The organism is Micromonospora sp. NPDC050276, assembly GCF_044459545.1.
GTDB lineage: Bacteria > Actinomycetota > Actinomycetes > Mycobacteriales > Micromonosporaceae > Micromonospora.
Genome location: NZ_JBITJA010000009.1, coordinates 107,664 through 124,251, shown reverse-complemented (window position 1 = coordinate 124,251; position 16,588 = coordinate 107,664). Strand labels below are relative to the sequence as shown.

The following is a 16,588-nucleotide window of genomic DNA, read 5'->3' as shown; positions in this document are numbered from 1 at the left end:
CACCAGCGGGTCGACATCGGTGCTCGTCGTCACGCCCGCCAGCCTACGGGTGCCCCGGGCTGAGCCCCAGCCTCACTCGATCGCGCAACTGGTCGCCCAGTACCCCCGGGTCTTGTTGACGACCGGCTTGCCCGCGCCGGTGACCGTGACGGTGCAGTCGAGCGGTTTCTCACCCTCATCGTCGGCCCATCTGGCCTCCACCATGACCCGGCTCTTGCCGTTGGTGCGGATGGCGGTGCGCCAGGGCAGTTTCTGGCCGTCGACGTGGATGAGGTCGCTCTCGGCGTCGAAGTACGCGAGGTCGACCGTGCCCGTTCCGGTCAGCTCGTAGGCCACCGTCACCGGGGCCGGTCCGGAGGTCGGTCGGGTGATCGGCTGCTTGCTGGGGCTGGGCGCCGCGACGGTCGGCCCGGTGGTGGGTCGGTCCGGGAGGAGCGGTCCGGCGCTCGGTGGGGTCCAGCCGTCGTCATCGGGGTAGCCCCACGGTTCCTCGGCGACCGGGTCCGGGTTGGTCTGATCGAGCCACAGGCCGCCCACACAGAGGCAGCCACACACGAGTAGCGCGAGTGCCACGACGACCGCGACGACGATTCCGACGACTCGCCCGCTGCTCGTGGCCGGTCTGACGGGGGCCTGCGGATACCCGGGGTAGGCGTACGGCGGCGGATAGCCGGGCGGTGGCCAGCCAGCCGGCGGTGGCCAGCCAGCCGGCGGAGGCGGCGTCCACGGCGCGGCCGGCGGGGACGGTGACCATGGGGCCGGCGGTACCCACGGCTGGCCCAGTGCCAGCGGGTCGGGGGGCGGGAACGGAGCCGAGGAGGGCGCTGCCGTCGGATCCGGTGGGGGTGCGGAGGAGGCCGGGTCCGGTGCGGGTGAGGGGGATGGGTCGGGCGGGGGCGCGTCGGACATGGCTGCTCCGGGTGGGAGTGGGTATGGGACGAACGGGCCGTGGACGGGAGCGCCAAACCCGCCGAGAGACTGTCGCACCGGAAGGCGGGTCGCAACCCCGCCATCCAGGGCGGGGCGCGAGTGGCCTGTGACGCTCGTCCCGTTGCGGCCGTCCAAGCACCGATCGCTCAGATTCCGTGATTGATAACCCGACTTTCGAGCACCCATCATGAGCGAAACTGGGTTAGGCTGCGGGCCATGTGTGGAATCGTGGGATACGCGGGCGCGCGCCCCGCACTCGGCATCGTGCTCGACGGGCTGCGGCGGCTGGAATACCGCGGCTACGACTCGGCAGGCGTCGCGATCGTCTGCGACGACCAGCTGCTGACCGAGAAGAAGGCCGGCAAGCTGGCCAACCTGGAGAAGGTGCTCTCCGAGCGAGCCGCCGACGACCCGACGTCCTGCGCGGCCAGCCCGATCGGCATCGGTGACGGCACCACCGGCATCGGGCACACCCGGTGGGCCACCCACGGCGGCCCGACCGACCGCAACGCCCACCCGCACGTCGCTCCCGACGGGCGGGTCGCGGTGATCCACAACGGCATCATCGAGAACTTCGCCAAGCTCCGCGCCGAGCTGGAAGCCGATGGCGTCCAGTTCGCCAGCGACACCGACACCGAGTGCGCCGCGCACCTGCTCGCCGCCGCGCTGGCCGACCTGCGCGCCGCCGGTCAGCCGGACAGCCCGCAGCTGCTCGCCGCCGGCATGCGCGTCGTCTGTCAGCGACTGGAGGGCGCGTTCACCCTGCTCGCGGTGGACGCCGCCGTGCCCGGCGCGGTGGTCGGCGCCCGACGCAACTCGCCGCTGGTGGTCGGCCGGGGCGACGGGGAGAACTACCTGGCCAGCGACGTGGCCGCGTTCATCGAGCACACCCGGGAAGCGGTCGAGCTGGGCCAGGACCAGATCGTGCTGATCACCGGTGACAGCATCGAGATCACCGATTTCGAGGGCCAGCCCGCCGCCGGCAAGGACTTCCACATCGACTGGGACTCCTCGGCCGCGGAGAAGGGCGGCTACGACTGGTTCATGCTCAAGGAGATCGAGGAGCAGCCGCAGGCCATCGCCGACACGCTGCTCGGCCGGCTCACCGAGAGCGGTGAGATCGCCCTCGACGAGGTCCGCCTCAGCGACCAGGATCTGCGCGACGTCGACAAGATCTTCATCGTGGCCTGCGGCACCGCGTACCACGCCGGCATGGTCGCCAAGTACGCCATCGAGCACTGGACCCGGATCCCGTGCGAGGTGGAGCTGGCCAGCGAGTTCCGCTACCGCGACCCGGTGCTCGACCGGTCCACGCTGATCGTGGTGATCTCGCAGTCCGGCGAGACGATGGACACCCTGATGGCGCTGCGCCACGCCAAGGAGCAGAAGGCCCGGGTGCTGGCGATCTGCAACACCAACGGCTCGACCATCCCCCGCGAGTCGGACGCCGTGCTCTACACCCACGGCGGGCCGGAGATCGCCGTCGCCTCCACCAAGGCGTTCCTGACCCAGGTCGTCGCCTGCTACCTGATCGGTCTGCACCTGGCCCAGGTACGCGGGATCAAGTTCGCCGACGAGGTGGGCGCGGTGGTCGCGCAGTTGCAGGAGATTCCCGGCAAGCTGCGGGAGCTGCTCGACCGGATCGAGCCCGTCCGCGAGCTGGCCCGCGACCTGAAGTCCGAGCCGACGGTGCTGTTCATCGGCCGGCACGTCGGCTACCCGGTGGCCCTGGAGGGCGCGCTGAAGCTCAAGGAGTTGGCGTACATGCACGCCGAGGGCTTCGCCGCCGGTGAGCTGAAGCACGGCCCGATCGCGCTGATCGACAAGGGCACGCCGGTGATCTGCGTGGTGCCCTCGCCGGTCGGCCGGGGCATGCTGCACGACAAGGTCGTCTCCAACATTCAGGAGGTCCGGGCGCGCGGCGCACGGACCATCGTGATCGCGGAGGAGGGTGACGAGGCCGTCGTCCGGTACGCCGACCACCTGATCTACGTGCCGCGTACGCCCACCCTGCTGGCCCCGCTCGTCACCACGGTGCCGCTGCAGGTGCTCGCCGCCGAGATCGCCGCCGCCCGGGGGCACGACGTGGACCAGCCCCGCAACCTGGCCAAGTCGGTCACCGTCGAGTAACCGCCGTCCACGTCCGGAACCCCGGTCGCCGCACCCCGCGGAGGCCGGGTTCCGTCGTCACAGCGGGCGGCCCAGCACGACCCGGGCCATCCCGTCCAGCGCGGGATTGCCCGGGTCCCAGTAACCGGTGTGGCCGCCGCGTCCACTGTCGAAGACCCGGCCACCGAACCCGGGATCCGACGGGTCGTGCCCGAACCACAGCTCGTGCCCGGTCTGGGCGGGCCAGCCCAGCACGGCGGCCAGCGGAGCCGCACCCCACAGGGCCCGTCGACCCAGCTCGTCCGCCGACCGGGCCGCCCGGATCACGTCGTCGGGGGCGCTGCTCGCCCAGACCTCCCCGGGCGGCACGCCCAGCTCGCCGGCGTGCGACGCGCCGACACCGGGCGAGCCGACGAAGACCAGCGCGTCGGCGGCGAGCCCGTGCTCCCGGGCCGCCACCCCCACCACCAGCGACCCGTAGCTGTGCCCGAGCACGGTCTGCCGGGCCGGTGGCCCGTCGTGGCTGACGCGCAGCCCCTCCTGGAAACGGTGCAACGCCGGGCCGGCGTCCCGGGCCTGGCCCGCCGAGGCGGCCTCGGTCAGCAGATCCGGAGCGTCGTAGTCCAGCCAGAGCACCGCCGCGCTGCGCTCACCCGGTGCGAGCGCGGCGCACCGGTCCAGCACTCGGGCCGCCCTGCCCAACTCGCCGGGGGCGTCGTCCAGGCCGGCGGTCATCCCCGGCACGTAGGTCAGCACCCGGTCGGCGTGGTCCGGGTCGCCGAGTGCCACCACCGCACGGCCCTCACCGGCCGGATCCAGCCCGAGCAGGTACGCCCGTGGCGCCCCGCCGGCCGTCAACCGCCCGACCAGCGCGTCCAGGCCGGTCAACCGCCCGGCCAACCCGCGCAGGCGGATCGACGCGAGTGGCCCCGGCGGCACCCGGGCCAGCAAGCGTCGCCGCTCGGCCAGCAACTCCTCGCGCCAGACCCCGAGCCGTAGCCGGTTGGCCTGGTCGCGGGCGGCCACCGGCACCCCGTCCAATCGGCCGACCAGGGCCGGCTCGCGCCCGATCAACCACCGTCGCTGAGCCGGCGTCAAACCGGACCACCAGGCGTGGACCAGGCTCGGCGCGGACCCGGAGGCCGGCCGGCCCGGCGGGGGCGGGGACGCCCAGCCGGTGCCGGCAGCTCGGGCCAGGTCGTCCAACCGGTCGGCGGCGACCCGGTCCGCCGCAGCTGCCCGGTCGAGCGCGTCCCGCACGATGGCGGCCACCCCGGCCACCGCCATGCCGGCCGCTGCCGCTCCGGCCCGGTCGGTGGGGCGAACCCGGGGATGGACCCCGCCCGAGCGGTCCACCAGCAGGCCGGCGGCCTCGGCCTGGGCGACCGCCTCGGTGAGTCGTGCCTTCGCCACGGTCAGCCGACCGGCCAACTCGGCCAGCACCTGGTCGACCTCGATCAGCGCGGGTGCGATCGAGGCCAGCTCGGCACGGAGACCGGCGAGCCGGGTGTCCGCCGCCGTGGCCGCCGCACCCGACCACCCACTCCGCAACCGTTCGCCGGACGTACGCAGGCCGGCCACGCGCCGGTCGACCGGCCCGGTCAACCCCGCCCATGCTGCCCCGGCGGCCCGCCACCCGCCCGGGTCGGCAGCCCACAGCTGCCGGTAGCCGACGCCGCTCACCGGGGCAGGGCGGCGAACCGGTCGGCGGCCCGGTCGTCCACCGACTCGTACGCCTCGGCCGCCACCCGGACCCCACCGGAGGCCGCCGCCACCTGGGCACCCCGCCGGCAGAACCAGGCGTGCCCGGCTGCCTCCAGCGCGGCCAGGGCCGCGCCGGCTTGCCACTCGGGCGCCGCCACCACCAGCCCGGGTAGCCCCGCGAGGCCCGACGCCAACCGGCGGGCCTCGTCGTCGAGCAGGGCGGCGACCGCCCGCAATTCCTCCGGCCGGACGGCGAACGGCTCGTCGGACATGACCACACCCCCGTGGACGATCGGTATCGACGCGCTGACGCTAGGCGCGTACCGGAGGTCGCGCGGTGCCCTGTGGACAGCCGGCGTCGAGGCGTACCCGGGGGTGTCCACAGGCGTTGCCCAGCGCGAGCCCGACGGCTAATCTGCGGCCCCGACCGCCGGTAGGGTGATGTGGTGATCGTCGCTGTCGGCATCGACGTCGTCCTGGTCGACCGGTTCGCCCGGGCGCTGGCACGGACGCCGCTGCTCGCCGACCGACTCTTCACCGACGCCGAGCGGCACACCCGCGCCGGCAACCCGCGCTCGCCAGAGTCGCTCGCCGCCCGGTTCGCCGCGAAGGAGGCGGTGGCCAAGGCGCTCGGCGCTCCGGCCGGGCTGCACTGGCACGACTGCGAGATCGTGCCCGACCCGGATGGCCGCCCCTGGCTGGCCGTCTCCGGCACCGTCGCGGCGGTGGCCGAGGCGCGCGGGGTCAACCACTGGCACCTCTCGTTGTCGCACGACGGCGGGATCGCGTCGGCGATGGTGGTCGCGGAACGATGACGTCGGCCGGGAGGGCCGTTCGGGCCCGCCCGCGAACGGAATGGGACAGGGTGGCATGAGAGCGGTGTGGCGGGTGGCCGACGTACGGGCGGCCGAGGCGGGGTTGATGGGCACGCTGCCGGAGGGGACGCTGATGCAGCGGGCCGCCGCCGGGCTGGCCCGCCGTGCCGCGCTGCTGCTCGCCGAGCGAGGTGGGGTGTACGGCGGCCGGGTGCTGCTGCTGGTCGGCTCGGGCGACAACGGCGGTGACGCGTTGTACGCGGGGGAGCGGCTGGCCCGCCGGGGTGTCCAGGTGTCCGCCGTGCTGCTCACCCCCGGGCGGGCGCACGCTGCCGGTCTGGCCGCGCTGCGCGCCGCCGGCGGCCGGCTGGTGCCGGGCCCGACCGGCCCGGTCGACCTGGTCCTCGACGGCATCGTCGGCATCGGCGGCACCGGCGGGCTGCGAGCGAACGCGGACGAGATGGTCCAGCGCCTCGGCGAGCTGCGTGGACGCGACGGTGCGCGGGCCACCGTGCTGGCGGTCGACGTGCCCAGCGGGGTCGCGGTGGACACCGGCCACGTGCCGCTGTCCGCGTCCGGCCAGCCCACCGCGGTCCGCGCCGACGTGACGGTGGCCTTCGGCGCGCTGAAGCCCGCCCTCGTTGTCGGTCCGGCCGCTGCCCTGGCCGGGCAGGTCGAGCTGGTCGACATCGGGCTGCGCCCGTGGCTGCGCGGCACCCCGGCGCTGCGGGTCACCGAATGGTCCGACCTGGTCGACTGGTGGCCCCAGCTGGGCCCGGCGTCGGAGAAGTACACCCGGGGCGTGGTGGGGGTGGCGACCGGCTCGGCAACCTACCCGGGTGCGGCGGTGCTCTCCGTGAGTGGTGCCCTGGCCGGGCCGACCGGCCTGGTCCGCTACGCCGGTAGCGCCCGGGCCGAGGTGCTGCACCAGCACCCCTCGGTGATCGCCAGTGGGCGGGTCGCCGACGCCGGCCGGGTGCAGGCCTGGGTCTGCGGTTCCGGGCTGGGCACCGGTGCCGACGCGGCGGCCGAGTTGCGTGCCGTACTGGCCGCCCCGGTGCCGGTGGTTCTCGACGCCGACGCGCTGACCCTGCTGGTGGACGGCTCGCTCGCCGACCGGCTGCGGGGTCGGGACGCGCCGATCGTGGTCACCCCGCACGACCGCGAGTTCACCCGGCTGTGCGGGGAGGAGCCGGGCGCCGACCGGGTCGGCGCCGCGCTGCGGCTGGCCGCCTGGATGAACGCTGTGGTGCTGCTCAAGGGCGACCGCACGGTGATCGGCACGCCGGACGGCCGGGCGTACGTCAACCCGACCGGCACCCCGGCGCTGGCCACCGGGGGCACCGGCGACGTGTTGGCCGGGCTGCTCGGCTCGCTGCTGGCGGCCGGGGTGCCCGCCGACCGGGCGGCGGCCTCGGCCGCGTACCTGCACGGGCTCGCCGGGCGGGAGGCGACCCGGGGCGGGCCGGTGACCGCGCCCGACGTGGCGACCGCGTTGCGTCCGGTGCTGGCCCGGCTGGGCTGAACGGGTCGGTTCCGGGTGCGGTGACCGGATCACCGCGCCGGGGACGTGCGTCGCCGCCCGCGGTGATCACGGCGGAAAGTAGGCTGGGCACATGTGGCAGGCCGAGGTGCGCGTCGATCTTGACGCGATCCGCGAGAACGTGAGCAGGCTCCGCTCCGGCACGACCGCCGAGTTGATGGCGGTGGTGAAGGCCGACGGGTACGGCCACGGCATGCTTCCGGCCGCCCGCGCGGCGCTCGACGCCGGTGCGGACTGGCTCGGTGTCTGCACCCTCGACGAGGCCCTCGCGCTGCGGCGGGGCGGGGTGACCGTGCCGGTGCTGGCCTGGCTGCTCGCCCCCGGGTTGCCGCTGCACGAGGGGGTCAGCGCCGGGGTGGATCTGGGCGCGGCCAGTCTCGGGCAACTGGACGAGATGATCGAGGCGAGTCGCCTCGCCGGGCGTCCCGCCCGCCTGCACCTGAAGATCGACACGGGGCTGTCCCGGGGCGGTGCGACCGTCGCCGACTGGCCGGCACTGCTGGACGCCGCCGCGAAGGCACAGGCCGACGGCCTGGTCGAGGTGGTCGGCGTGTGGAGCCACTTCGTGTACGCGGACTCGCCCGGCCACCCCACCACCGACCGTCAACTGGCCGTCTTCCAGGAAGGGCTGGCCATGGTCGAGCGGGCCGGGCTGCGCCCGCGCTGGCGGCACCTCGCCAACTCGGCGGCCACCCTCACCCGCCCGGACACCCACTTCGACCTGGTCCGCCCCGGTCTGGCCATCTACGGGCTCTCCCCGGTGGCCGGTGAGACGTACGGGCTGCGGCCGGCGATGACCGCCCGCGCCCGGGTGATGCTCACCAAGCGGGTGCCGGCCGGCACCGGCGTGTCCTATGGGCACACCTACACGACCGACGCCGACGCGAACCTGGCCGTGGTGCCGCTCGGATACGCCGACGGGGTTCCCCGGCACGCGTCCAACACCGGCCCGGTGCAGCTCGGCGGCGTACGCCGGACGATCTCGGGCCGGGTCTGCATGGACCAGTTCGTGCTCGACTGCGGCGACGACCCGGTGGCCGACGGCGACGTCGCGACGCTGTTCGGCAGCGGCGTCGACGGCGAGCCGACCGCGGACGACTGGGCCGAGGCGGTTGGCACGATCAACTACGAGATCGTCACCCGGTTCGGCGGCACTCGGGTGCCCCGGGTCTACGACGGCGAAAGATCATGAGCTATCGCATTCCGCGTCCGCGCACGGCTGCGGGCCGGGTCGCGGGGATCGTGGGCGCGGCGGTGGGGGTGGCCGCGGCGGGTCTGGCGGCTGGGGTCGCGACCGAACGGACCCTGGTCCGCCGGCTCAAGGCCGACCCGGCCGACCGCTACGCGCACGAGACGTTCGACGAGCAGCGGTACGACGAGGCGTTCCGCCTGGAGCTGCCGGACGGTACGGACATCCACGTCGAGGTGGTCGAGCCGACCCGGCCGGTGCCGGGGCATCCGACGGTGGTGCTGGTGCACGGCTTCTGCCTGGACATGGGGACGTTCCACTTCCAGCGCCAGATGCTGGCCGCCCGGGGTGACTACCGGATCGTGGCGTACGACCAGCCTGGTCACGGTCGGTCCGGCCGGTTGGAGACCGGGGAGTACGATCTCACGGTGCTGGGGCGCACGCTGCGCCAGGTGATCGACCGGACCGCCCCGGACGGGCCGCTGGTGCTGGTCGGTCACTCGATGGGCGGGATGACCATCATGGCGTTCGCCGAGTTGTTCCCGGAGCTGTTCGGTGACCGGGTGGTGGGCACCGTGCTGATGGCCACGTCGGGCGGGCTCATCGCGGAGACCAAGCTGGTCGCGCCCGCGCTGCTCGGTCGGGTCGGTGGCCCGGTGCTCTACATGGTCAGCAACGCCACCCGGTACGGCGGGCCGGTGATCGACAAGGCCCGCAAGTCGACGTCGAACGTGGCCTGGCTGCTGACCCGCAAGTACGGCTTCGGCACCCGCAAGCCCAGCCCGTCACTGGTTTCGTACGTGGAGACGATGAACTCCCGGACGTCGGCCGACACGGTGACCCGCTACCTGCGGACCCTGGCCACCCACTCGCGCTTCCCGGCGCTGGCGGCGTTGGCGGCGACTCCGGTGTTGGTGGTGGTCGGCGACAAGGACATGATCACTCCGGTGACCCACTCCGAGGAGATCGTCCGTCGGTTGCCGGACGCCGAGTTCGTGAAGATCAAGGACAGCGGTCACGTGGTGATGTTGGAGCACGCGGACGAGGTCAACGCCGCGCTGGCGCGGTTCCTGGAGTCATTGCAGAGCGTGGAGGAACGGTGAGTCACGTCGTCAAGCTGCCGACCGTCGAGGACACCCGGGACTTCGGCCGGCGGCTGGCCGGGTTGCTGCGCGCCGGCGACCTGGTGCTGTTGACCGGCCCGTTGGGCGCCGGCAAGACCGCGTTGACCCAGGGCATCGGCGCCGGGCTCGGCGTCCTCGGGGACATCACCTCGCCGACCTTCGTGATCGCCCGCGTGCACCGCCCCGATCCGGCCCGAGGCGGTCGGGTGGCGCTCGTGCACGCCGACGCGTACCGGCTGGGTGACGCCACCGACCCGCGCGCCGAGATCGACGACCTCGACCTGGACGCGTCGGTGGACGACTCGGTGACCGTCGTGGAGTGGGGTGAGGGCCTGGTGGAGCAGTTGGTGGACGCCCACCTGCGGGTCCGCATCGACCGCCGCGACGACGACACCCGCGTCGTCGAGCTGGACCCGATCGGCGGCGACTGGGCCCGGCGGCTCGCGGATCTGGGCTAGGCCGGTCGCTGTCGTACCCGATGCCTAGAGTGCGGGGGACCGACCCGCGCTGTGAGAGGTTCCTGATGCCCGACGACACCCCCGCCCTGGATCTGCTGGCTCTGTTGCCGGAGCAGTGGCGTGCCGTGCTCACCCCGCACCTCGACCCGGCACGCACCGCCGCGTTGGCCGAGTTCGTCGCCCGGGAATACGCGACGCAGACGGTCTTCCCGCCGCTGGAGGATCTGTTCTCGGCGTACCGGCTCTGCCCGCCGCAGGACACCCGGGTGCTGATTCTCGGGCAGGATCCCTACCACCGGGCCGGGCAGGCACACGGGTTGAGCTTCAGCGTCCGCGAGGGTGTGACGGTGCCGCCGTCGTTGCGCAACGTCTTCAAGGAGCTGGGCGAGGACGTGGGCGTGGCCAAGCCGCGCAGCGGCAATCTCGACGGCTGGGCCGCCCAGGGTGTGCTGCTGCTCAACGCGGTGCTGACCGTCCGTCAGGCCACCCCGGGTTCGCACGCCAACGCCGGCTGGGAAGAGTTCACCGACGCGACCATCCGGGCACTGGACGCGGCACCGCAGCGGGTGGTCTTCCTGCTCTGGGGTGGCTACGCCCGCAAGAAGGCCGCGCTGGTCACCAATCCGCAGCACGTGGTGCTGGAGGCCGGTCACCCCAGCCCGATGAATCCGCGCGGTTTCCTCGGCAGCCGCCCGTTCAGCGCCGCCAACAAGGCGCTCGCCGACGCCGGCCTGCCCACCATCGACTGGGAGCGCACCACCGGCTGAGCCGCTGCTGCTCAACCGCCGCCGGCCAGCTGCCGGTCCCGGTAACGGCGCAACAGCTCGGCGGCGCGTGGCTCGCTCAGTTCCAGCTCGACAAGCGGCACCACCGGGTAACTCCGCCCGCCGTGGCGCACCTCGATCGTCTCGGGGAGCTCGTCGCACATCGTGGCCCTGATCTCCCCGTACCAGGTCGACCATCGGTGTTCGCCCGGCTCCTCGGGCTCCAACCACACCCCGCCGAACTCACCCCAGCGAGCGTTCCACCGCTGGCCGTAGTTCGTCTCCAGCCAACGGGTGAATGGTTTGGAGTCCCGCCAGCGCAGGGCGATCTCCAGCGCGTCGACCGGCACCGGCGCGCCCTGCAACAGCGCCGCGGTGGTGCCGGTGATCACCTGCGGGAAGTCAGCGAGCTGGTCCAGCAGCTCGTCCAGGCCGAGCTCGTCGATCCGTTTGGCGATCGGCCGGGCGGCCAGCTCGTCGATCCGGGCGTCGAGGTGCGCGTCCAATGGCTCGACCCCGATGACCAACTGCACATCCATCGCGGCGAGCAACCGCTCCAACACCGGGATGGTCGGCGCCCGCTCACCGCGTTCGAACCGGGCCACCGCAGCCTGGCTGACCTCGGCGAGCGCGGCCAACTGACGCTGGCTCAGCTCGCGTAGTTGTCGTTGATGCCGTACCTCAGCGCCGAGAAGCTTGACGAGGCGAGTGGATGACATCCCGGCATGGTGGCCCAGGGCGAGACGTCCTCGGTACCGCTGCGCCAGATTGACGACTCGCCATCGTTTCGGGCTGAAGGCCCGCCCGGTCGATATCCGTCTGCTGGCGGGCCTTGTCGCAATGAGTGTGATGTCTGTGAGTCATCAAGATGACTCACAGACATCACACTCATTGCAGGATGTGGCCGCCGTGGTGGCTCGGGACCATGCGGTGGGATCGGGCCGGGTGGGGGGTCGCCCGCCGGGGCTGGTTCGCCTGGATGGGAGTGACCGTGGGTGGCGGAGCGGGGCGGGGCGCAGCGGGGCGGGGCGTGACCGGGGCGCGGGGCGGGGCGGCTAGGCTGGCTTACCGTGCTCGTACTCGTGGTGGACAGCTCGACCCCCGCGGTCACCGCAGCGCTGGTGGAGGTCTCGGCGGACGGCGTGGCGTCCCGGGCGCACCGGTGCACCGTCGACGCCCGCGCGCACGGTGAGCTGCTCGCGCCCCAGGTGGACGCGGTCCTCGCCGACGCCGGCGCGCGCCCGCGTGACCTGACCGCCATCGTCGCCGGGCTCGGCCCGGGACCGTTCACCGGGCTGCGCGTCGGCCTGGTCACCGCCGCGACGATGGGGCAGGTGCTCGACATCCCCACGTACGGCGTCTGTTCGCTGGACGCCATCGGCTACCCGGCGGCGTCCGGCGAACCGGTGTTGGCGGCGAGCGACGCCCGGCGCAAGGAGCTCTACTGGGCCGTCTACGACGGCGCCGGCCAGCGGATCGTCGGGCCCGAGGTGTCTGCGCCGGCGGTGGCCGCCGCGCGCGCCCGCGAGTTGGGCGCGACGATCGCGGTCGGCGACGGGGCGCACCGGTATGCGGAGATCCTGGATCTGCCGGTTCGGGTCGAGCTGCGCTACCCGGACGCCACCGTGCTGGCGTTGCTCGCCGCCGAGCGGATCCGGGCCGGTGCGGCCAGTGAGCGGCTCACCCCGCTCTACCTGCGCCGCCCGGACGCCGTGGCGGCCACCGGCCGTAAACCGGTCCTCCCGTGACTTCCGTGCGGCTCGAAAGGTTCCGCTGGTGGCACATCGACGAGGTGCTGCCGATCGAGGCGGACCTGTTCGGCGCTGAGAAGTGGTCGCCGGCCATGTTCTGGAGCGAGCTGGCCAACGGGCACCACTACCGGGTCGCCGTCGACGCCGACGGTTCGGTGCTGGGCTACGCCGGACTCGCCGGCGCACCGCCGGACGAGGTGTGGGTGCAGAACATCGCTGTGCGCCGGGACGCCCAGCGGCGCGGCGTGGGCCGCGCCCTGCTGGAGGAATTGCTCGCCGAGGCGGCCCGACGTGACACCCGCAGCACCCTGCTGGAGGTCGCCGTGGACAACGTGGCAGCCCAGCGGCTCTACGCGACCTACGGTTTTGAGCCGGTCGGGGTGCGGCGCGGCTACTACCAACCGAGCAACACCGACGCGCTGGTCATGCGGCGCGACGCCGAGCTGACCGGGGACGGACCACACGACCATGGCTGACGAACCACTGATCCTGGGTATCGAGACCTCCTGCGACGAGACCGGCGTCGGCATCGTGCGGGGGCACACCCTGCTGGCCGACGCGCTCGCCTCCAGCGTCGAGGAGCACGCCCGGTTCGGCGGTGTGGTGCCGGAGGTGGCCAGCCGGGCCCACCTGGAGGCCATCGTGCCGACCATGGACCGGGCACTGACCGAGGCCGGTGTCACGCTGGCCGACATCGACGCGATCGCGGTCACCTCCGGGCCTGGGCTGGCCGGCGCACTGCTGGTGGGCGTCGCCGCCGCCAAGGGGTACGCGCTCGCCGCCGAGAAGCCCGTCTACGGCGTCAACCACCTCGCCGCCCACGTCGCGGTGGACACCCTTGAGCACGGCCCACTACCCGAACCCGCCATCGCGCTCCTGGTCTCCGGCGGCCACTCGTCCCTCCTGCTTGTCGACGACCTGGCCCGGGGCGTCACGCCGCTGGGTGCCACCATCGACGACGCGGCCGGGGAGGCGTTCGACAAGGTGGCCCGGCTACTCGGGTTGCCGTTCCCGGGTGGCCCGCCCATCGACCGGGAGGCGCGTTCCGGCGACGCCGAGGCGATCGCCTTCCCCCGCGGTCTGACCGCGGCGAAGGACCTCGCCGCCCACCGGTACGACTTCTCCTTCTCCGGGCTGAAAACGGCGGTGGCCCGGTGGGTCGAGGCCCGCCAGCGTGCCGGCGAATCGGTGCCGGTGGCCGACGTGGCCGCGTCCTTCCAGGAGGCGGTCTGCGACGTGCTGACCAACAAGGCGCTCGCCGCCTGCCGGGCGCAGGGCATCGAGACCCTGGTGATCGGCGGGGGAGTGGCGGCCAACTCGCGGCTACGGGCACTGGCCGAGCAGCGGGCCGAGAAGTACGGCATTCGGGTCCGGGTGCCCCGGCCGAAGCTGTGCACCGACAACGGCGCGATGGTGGCCGCGCTCGGCTCGCACCTGGTCGCAGCCGGGGTCGCGCCCAGCCGCCTGGACCTGCCGGCCGACTCGGCACTGCCGCTGACCACGGTCAGCGTGTGACGGGAGCGGCCGACATGATCGTGCGGATGTGGGAGGCGCGCGCCGAGGCGTACGGCGTCGCCGACCTGATCACCTGGGTGTGCGACACCGCACTGCCCGAGTTGGAGCACGACCCGCTGTACGTCTCCAGCGAGGTCTTCTCCTCCACCGACCACCGCGTGGTGGTCATCTCCAAGTGGCGCAGCAACCCGCGCCCACTGCCGGACCCACCAGCCCTGTTGGTGGCCCGCGCCCCGCACTCCTGGGACTTCACCCAGGTCGACCGGTGACACGAGCCACCAACCAGCCCACCGCCGGCGGTCAGCTGCGGCGCAACATCCGATAGGTGGCGATCCCGCCGGTGCCCAGCGCGGCGAGGAAGACCAGCCAGACGACCGTACTGCTGACTCCGGGCTGGGGGCCGGCGTTCGCTCCGGCGGCGGCCAGCAGCCCGTCCTTGCCGGGGGCGGGCAGGGCGGCCGGCGGCAGCTCCGGCCAGCGGACCAACCCGGTGCTCTCCAGCATCTGCATGTGGTGCATGACGAAGCCGTTGGCGTCGTCGCAGAGCTTGCGGACGGTGGCGTCCCGGGTGCTGGCCCGTACCGCGCCGATCACCGGGAAGATCTTGCCGTGGGCGACCCGGAGCCGGGTGACGAAGATCTGATCGAACCGGGCGCCGGAGGCGTTCTGCATCTCCGACAGCCAGCCCTTCTGCTCGGCGGTCGGCTCGCTCGGGATGGTCGCGCCCAGCTTGTTGGCGGCGTCGACGACGAGCTGGTCGAGCCTCTGGTGCTCACTGGCGATGCCGGCGCCGATCTCGCGAACCTTCGCCGACTGGCCCTTCTCTGCGGCCATCTGGCCGGCTGGCATCTCCCACAGCCCGGCCAGCCGCACCCCGTTGAGCAACGTCATGTCGGCGGCGTTGAGTTGCTGACCACCGGCGGGCGCGGCGACGGCCACGCCGGGCAGCACACCGACCCCCGCGATGATCGCGATGAGCAGCATCGCCGCTCGGTGGGTCCGGGTGCCCAGTCGGCGATGGGCGGATCTGAGCGGTGCCATGTCTGTGGTGCCTCCTCGGTCCGGACCGGAACGCGTCTGGACCGGGCAGCCGTATCCTCCCGGTTGCCCGTCCGCCCACTGGTACGGACTGATCGCGCGATCAGTTCATTGCGCGGCCACGCGGATCAGCGGGTGGCGGCGAGCAGGCCGCCGAGCAGCAGCAGGGTGAGCGCCGCGGCGGCGAAGACCATCAGCAACTCTCGACGCCCCTGCCCGACGGGGCCGGCGTCGACGACCGAATCGGGCAGGGCCGGCAGATCGCGGGTCAGCGCGGCCAGGTCGCCGAGGGTGCGCGCCGTCCACACCGCACCCGCCCGATCGGAGAACTCGTCCAACGTCAGCCGGCCCGCCGCGGTGTGCTGGTGCAGCGCGGCGACCACCCGGTTGCGGTCGTCGTCGGAGGCGCGCAGCTCGACATCCACGCCGGACAGCGTACGCGGATCAGCCCACGTCGAGGGGGTCGGCGAGGAGCCGTTCGAAGGCCAGCTCGGCGGCCCCGAGGAGGGGCGCGTCGGCACCCAGCTCCGGGGTGCGCAGCCGGACGTGCTCCAGGCAGGCGCCGAGCGCGTTGGAGTTGAGCCGGCTGCGGATCTGGGCCGCCGCCGCGAGGTAGAGGTCACGCATGGTCCCGCCGAAGATGACCATCTCGGGGTTGAAGACGTTCACCAGGTTGGCCACCCCGAAGCCGAGCCAGTCGCCGGCCTGGCGGACCGCGGTCTGCGCCCGGGCGTCTCCCCGGTCGGCGGCGTCGAAGACCTCCAACAGCGCCTCCCGGCCCCGGGCGTCGGAGCGTCCGGCGGCGCGCAGGAGGCCGTGCTCGCCGATCTCGGTCTCCCAGCAGCCCCGGGAACCGCACTCGCAGGGCTTGCCGTCGCGGACAACCTTCATGTGGCCGACCTCGCCGCCGTAGCCACCGTGGCCGGTCAGTCGACGCCCACCCGCGATGATGCCGGCGCCCACACCGACGTCGCCGTACAGGTAGAGGACGTTGTCGCAGCCCGCCGCCACACCCCGTGCGTGCTCGGCGAACGCGGCGACATCGGCCACGTTGCCCACGGTGATCGGCACGTCGATGCCCAGCTCGTCGGCGAGGGCCGCGGCGATCGGCTCATCCACCCAACCGGTGGTGGGGCCGAGCCGGACCAGGCCGTCGTCCCGGCGGACCATGCCGCAGACCGCGACGCCGGCACCGACGCAGATCGCGTCGGCCGGCACCGTTTGCTGCATCTCCTTGACCGCGCCGGCCAGCAGCGGCGCGGCCTCCGCGGCCAGCAGACCGCGCGGTCGGTCCAGATCCCGGCGGTCCAGGACCGCGCCGCCCAGTCCGATCCGGGCGGCGCGCAGCCGGTCCACCTCCACCGAGTACGCGTACGCGTAGACCCGGGCCGACTCGGGCCGGACGACCAGTGATGGTCGCCCGGCCCGGCCGGTTTCCTTCGGTGCTCCTTCGCTGACCAGCCCCACTGCGGACAGGTCGGCGGTGAGCGCGCCGATGGTGCTGCGGTTGAGGCCCAGCGTGGTGGTCAGTTCGGCCCGCGTGGTCGCCCCGTGGACGTGTACGTGTCGCAGCAGGGCCCCGAGGTTCTGCCGTCGGACGTCATCCTGGCTCGGTCCTGGGCGCATGGTGGTGCTACCTCCCGCGCGG

18 protein-coding genes are annotated in these 16,588 nt (G+C 73.4%); 11 read left to right on the top strand and 7 right to left on the bottom strand.

What is annotated here, in order from left to right:
- Positions 1 to 72: 72 nt before the first annotated feature.
- Entirely contained in the window at positions 73 to 573 is a 501-nt protein-coding gene (locus tag ACIBF8_RS21260; RefSeq protein ID WP_396785056.1) for an MmpS family transport accessory protein, read from the bottom strand.
- Positions 574 to 1,146: 573 nt separating this feature from the next.
- Here ACIBF8_RS21260 and glmS point away from each other — a divergent pair.
- A complete protein-coding gene (glmS, locus tag ACIBF8_RS21255) occupies positions 1,147 to 3,060 on the top strand; it encodes a glutamine--fructose-6-phosphate transaminase (isomerizing) (protein ID WP_396785055.1) in 1,914 nt (637 codons plus the stop codon).
- 57 nt (positions 3,061 to 3,117) lie between these two features.
- Here the strand turns inward: glmS and ACIBF8_RS21250 are convergent, their stop codons facing one another.
- Together ACIBF8_RS21250 and ACIBF8_RS21245 are read right to left on the bottom strand one after the other, a co-directional pair.
- Complete coding sequence (locus tag ACIBF8_RS21250) at positions 3,118 to 4,722, bottom strand: alpha/beta hydrolase (RefSeq protein ID WP_396785053.1); 1,605 nt, start codon at positions 4,720 to 4,722, stop codon at positions 3,118 to 3,120.
- On the bottom strand, positions 4,719 to 5,015 hold the full coding sequence (locus ACIBF8_RS21245; protein WP_396785052.1) for a hypothetical protein: 297 nt from the start codon (positions 5,013 to 5,015) through the stop codon (positions 4,719 to 4,721). The genes ACIBF8_RS21250 and ACIBF8_RS21245 overlap by 4 nt, the downstream gene beginning before the upstream one ends.
- 174 nt (positions 5,016 to 5,189) lie before the next feature.
- Between ACIBF8_RS21245 and ACIBF8_RS21240 the strand changes: the two genes are divergently transcribed.
- From ACIBF8_RS21240 to ung, 6 genes are all read left to right on the top strand, one after another.
- Positions 5,190 to 5,558 (top strand): holo-ACP synthase, encoded by a 369-nt coding sequence (locus ACIBF8_RS21240; protein WP_396785051.1) that lies wholly within the window; start codon positions 5,190 to 5,192, stop codon positions 5,556 to 5,558.
- Between the two features lie 55 nt (positions 5,559 to 5,613).
- On the top strand, positions 5,614 to 7,083 hold the full coding sequence (locus tag ACIBF8_RS21235; RefSeq protein ID WP_396785050.1) for an NAD(P)H-hydrate dehydratase: 1,470 nt from the start codon (positions 5,614 to 5,616) through the stop codon (positions 7,081 to 7,083).
- 91 nt (positions 7,084 to 7,174) lie between these two features.
- On the top strand, positions 7,175 to 8,293 hold the full coding sequence (alr, locus tag ACIBF8_RS21230) for an alanine racemase (RefSeq protein ID WP_396785049.1): 1,119 nt from the start codon (positions 7,175 to 7,177) through the stop codon (positions 8,291 to 8,293).
- The gene (locus ACIBF8_RS21225; RefSeq protein WP_396785048.1) at positions 8,290 to 9,393 is read left to right on the top strand and encodes an alpha/beta fold hydrolase; all 1,104 of its coding nucleotides are present in this window, start codon (positions 8,290 to 8,292) and stop codon (positions 9,391 to 9,393) included. Before alr ends, ACIBF8_RS21225 begins: the two co-directional genes overlap by 4 nt.
- Complete coding sequence (tsaE, locus tag ACIBF8_RS21220; protein WP_396785046.1) at positions 9,390 to 9,872, top strand: tRNA (adenosine(37)-N6)-threonylcarbamoyltransferase complex ATPase subunit type 1 TsaE; 483 nt, start codon at positions 9,390 to 9,392, stop codon at positions 9,870 to 9,872. Before ACIBF8_RS21225 ends, tsaE begins: the two co-directional genes overlap by 4 nt.
- 65 nt (positions 9,873 to 9,937) lie before the next feature.
- Entirely contained in the window at positions 9,938 to 10,639 is a 702-nt protein-coding gene (ung, locus tag ACIBF8_RS21215) for a uracil-DNA glycosylase (RefSeq protein ID WP_396785045.1), read from the top strand.
- An 11-nt stretch (positions 10,640 to 10,650) separates the two neighbouring features.
- On the opposite strand, the gene ACIBF8_RS21210 is transcribed toward ung, so the two are convergent.
- A complete protein-coding gene (locus ACIBF8_RS21210) occupies positions 10,651 to 11,355 on the bottom strand; it encodes a helix-turn-helix domain-containing protein (RefSeq protein ID WP_396785043.1) in 705 nt (234 codons plus the stop codon).
- A 351-nt stretch (positions 11,356 to 11,706) separates the two neighbouring features.
- Between ACIBF8_RS21210 and tsaB the strand changes: the two genes are divergently transcribed.
- From tsaB to ACIBF8_RS21190, 4 genes are read left to right on the top strand one after another with little or no spacing between them, the layout of a single operon-like run.
- Positions 11,707 to 12,384 (top strand): tRNA (adenosine(37)-N6)-threonylcarbamoyltransferase complex dimerization subunit type 1 TsaB, encoded by a 678-nt coding sequence (gene tsaB / locus ACIBF8_RS21205; protein WP_396785041.1) that lies wholly within the window; start codon positions 11,707 to 11,709, stop codon positions 12,382 to 12,384.
- Positions 12,381 to 12,863: a ribosomal protein S18-alanine N-acetyltransferase gene (rimI, locus tag ACIBF8_RS21200; RefSeq protein WP_396785040.1), complete on the top strand. Its 483-nt coding sequence runs from the start codon at positions 12,381 to 12,383 to the stop codon at positions 12,861 to 12,863. The genes tsaB and rimI overlap by 4 nt, the downstream gene beginning before the upstream one ends.
- On the top strand, positions 12,856 to 13,902 hold the full coding sequence (gene tsaD, locus ACIBF8_RS21195) for a tRNA (adenosine(37)-N6)-threonylcarbamoyltransferase complex transferase subunit TsaD (RefSeq protein ID WP_396785039.1): 1,047 nt from the start codon (positions 12,856 to 12,858) through the stop codon (positions 13,900 to 13,902). The genes rimI and tsaD overlap by 8 nt, the downstream gene beginning before the upstream one ends.
- Positions 13,903 to 13,916: 14 nt before the next feature.
- Positions 13,917 to 14,171: a hypothetical protein gene (locus ACIBF8_RS21190; RefSeq protein WP_088987640.1), complete on the top strand. Its 255-nt coding sequence runs from the start codon at positions 13,917 to 13,919 to the stop codon at positions 14,169 to 14,171.
- 31 nt (positions 14,172 to 14,202) lie between these two features.
- Here ACIBF8_RS21190 and ACIBF8_RS21185 read toward each other — a convergent pair whose 3' ends face one another.
- The 3 genes from ACIBF8_RS21185 to ACIBF8_RS21175 all read right to left on the bottom strand — a co-directional run bounded on the left by ACIBF8_RS21185 (position 14,203) and on the right by ACIBF8_RS21175 (position 16,566).
- On the bottom strand, positions 14,203 to 14,943 hold the full coding sequence (locus ACIBF8_RS21185) for a DUF4142 domain-containing protein (RefSeq protein ID WP_396785038.1): 741 nt from the start codon (positions 14,941 to 14,943) through the stop codon (positions 14,203 to 14,205).
- A 125-nt stretch (positions 14,944 to 15,068) separates the two neighbouring features.
- Positions 15,069 to 15,365, bottom strand: coding sequence for a DUF1707 domain-containing protein (locus ACIBF8_RS21180; protein WP_396785036.1), 297 nt, complete (start codon positions 15,363 to 15,365; stop codon positions 15,069 to 15,071).
- A 19-nt stretch (positions 15,366 to 15,384) separates the two neighbouring features.
- The gene (locus tag ACIBF8_RS21175; protein WP_396785035.1) at positions 15,385 to 16,566 is read right to left on the bottom strand and encodes an ROK family protein; all 1,182 of its coding nucleotides are present in this window, start codon (positions 16,564 to 16,566) and stop codon (positions 15,385 to 15,387) included.
- Between the last annotated feature and the right edge of the window lie 22 nt (positions 16,567 to 16,588).

Coding starts and splice junctions, on each gene's coding strand:
- glmS (WP_396785055.1), top strand. CDS start 1,147: ATGTGTGGAATCGTGGGATACGCGGGCGCGCGCCCCGCACTCGGCATC.
- ACIBF8_RS21245 (WP_396785052.1), bottom strand. CDS start 5,015: ATGTCCGACGAGCCGTTCGCCGTCCGGCCGGAGGAATTGCGGGCGGTC.
- ACIBF8_RS21235 (WP_396785050.1), top strand. CDS start 5,614: ATGAGAGCGGTGTGGCGGGTGGCCGACGTACGGGCGGCCGAGGCGGGG.
- alr (WP_396785049.1), top strand. CDS start 7,175: ATGTGGCAGGCCGAGGTGCGCGTCGATCTTGACGCGATCCGCGAGAAC.
- ACIBF8_RS21225 (WP_396785048.1), top strand. CDS start 8,290: ATGAGCTATCGCATTCCGCGTCCGCGCACGGCTGCGGGCCGGGTCGCG.
- ung (WP_396785045.1), top strand. CDS start 9,938: ATGCCCGACGACACCCCCGCCCTGGATCTGCTGGCTCTGTTGCCGGAG.
- ACIBF8_RS21210 (WP_396785043.1), bottom strand. CDS start 11,355: ATGTCATCCACTCGCCTCGTCAAGCTTCTCGGCGCTGAGGTACGGCAT.
- tsaD (WP_396785039.1), top strand. CDS start 12,856: ATGGCTGACGAACCACTGATCCTGGGTATCGAGACCTCCTGCGACGAG.
- ACIBF8_RS21190 (WP_088987640.1), top strand. CDS start 13,917: ATGATCGTGCGGATGTGGGAGGCGCGCGCCGAGGCGTACGGCGTCGCC.
- ACIBF8_RS21185 (WP_396785038.1), bottom strand. CDS start 14,943: ATGGCACCGCTCAGATCCGCCCATCGCCGACTGGGCACCCGGACCCAC.
- ACIBF8_RS21175 (WP_396785035.1), bottom strand. CDS start 16,566: ATGCGCCCAGGACCGAGCCAGGATGACGTCCGACGGCAGAACCTCGGG.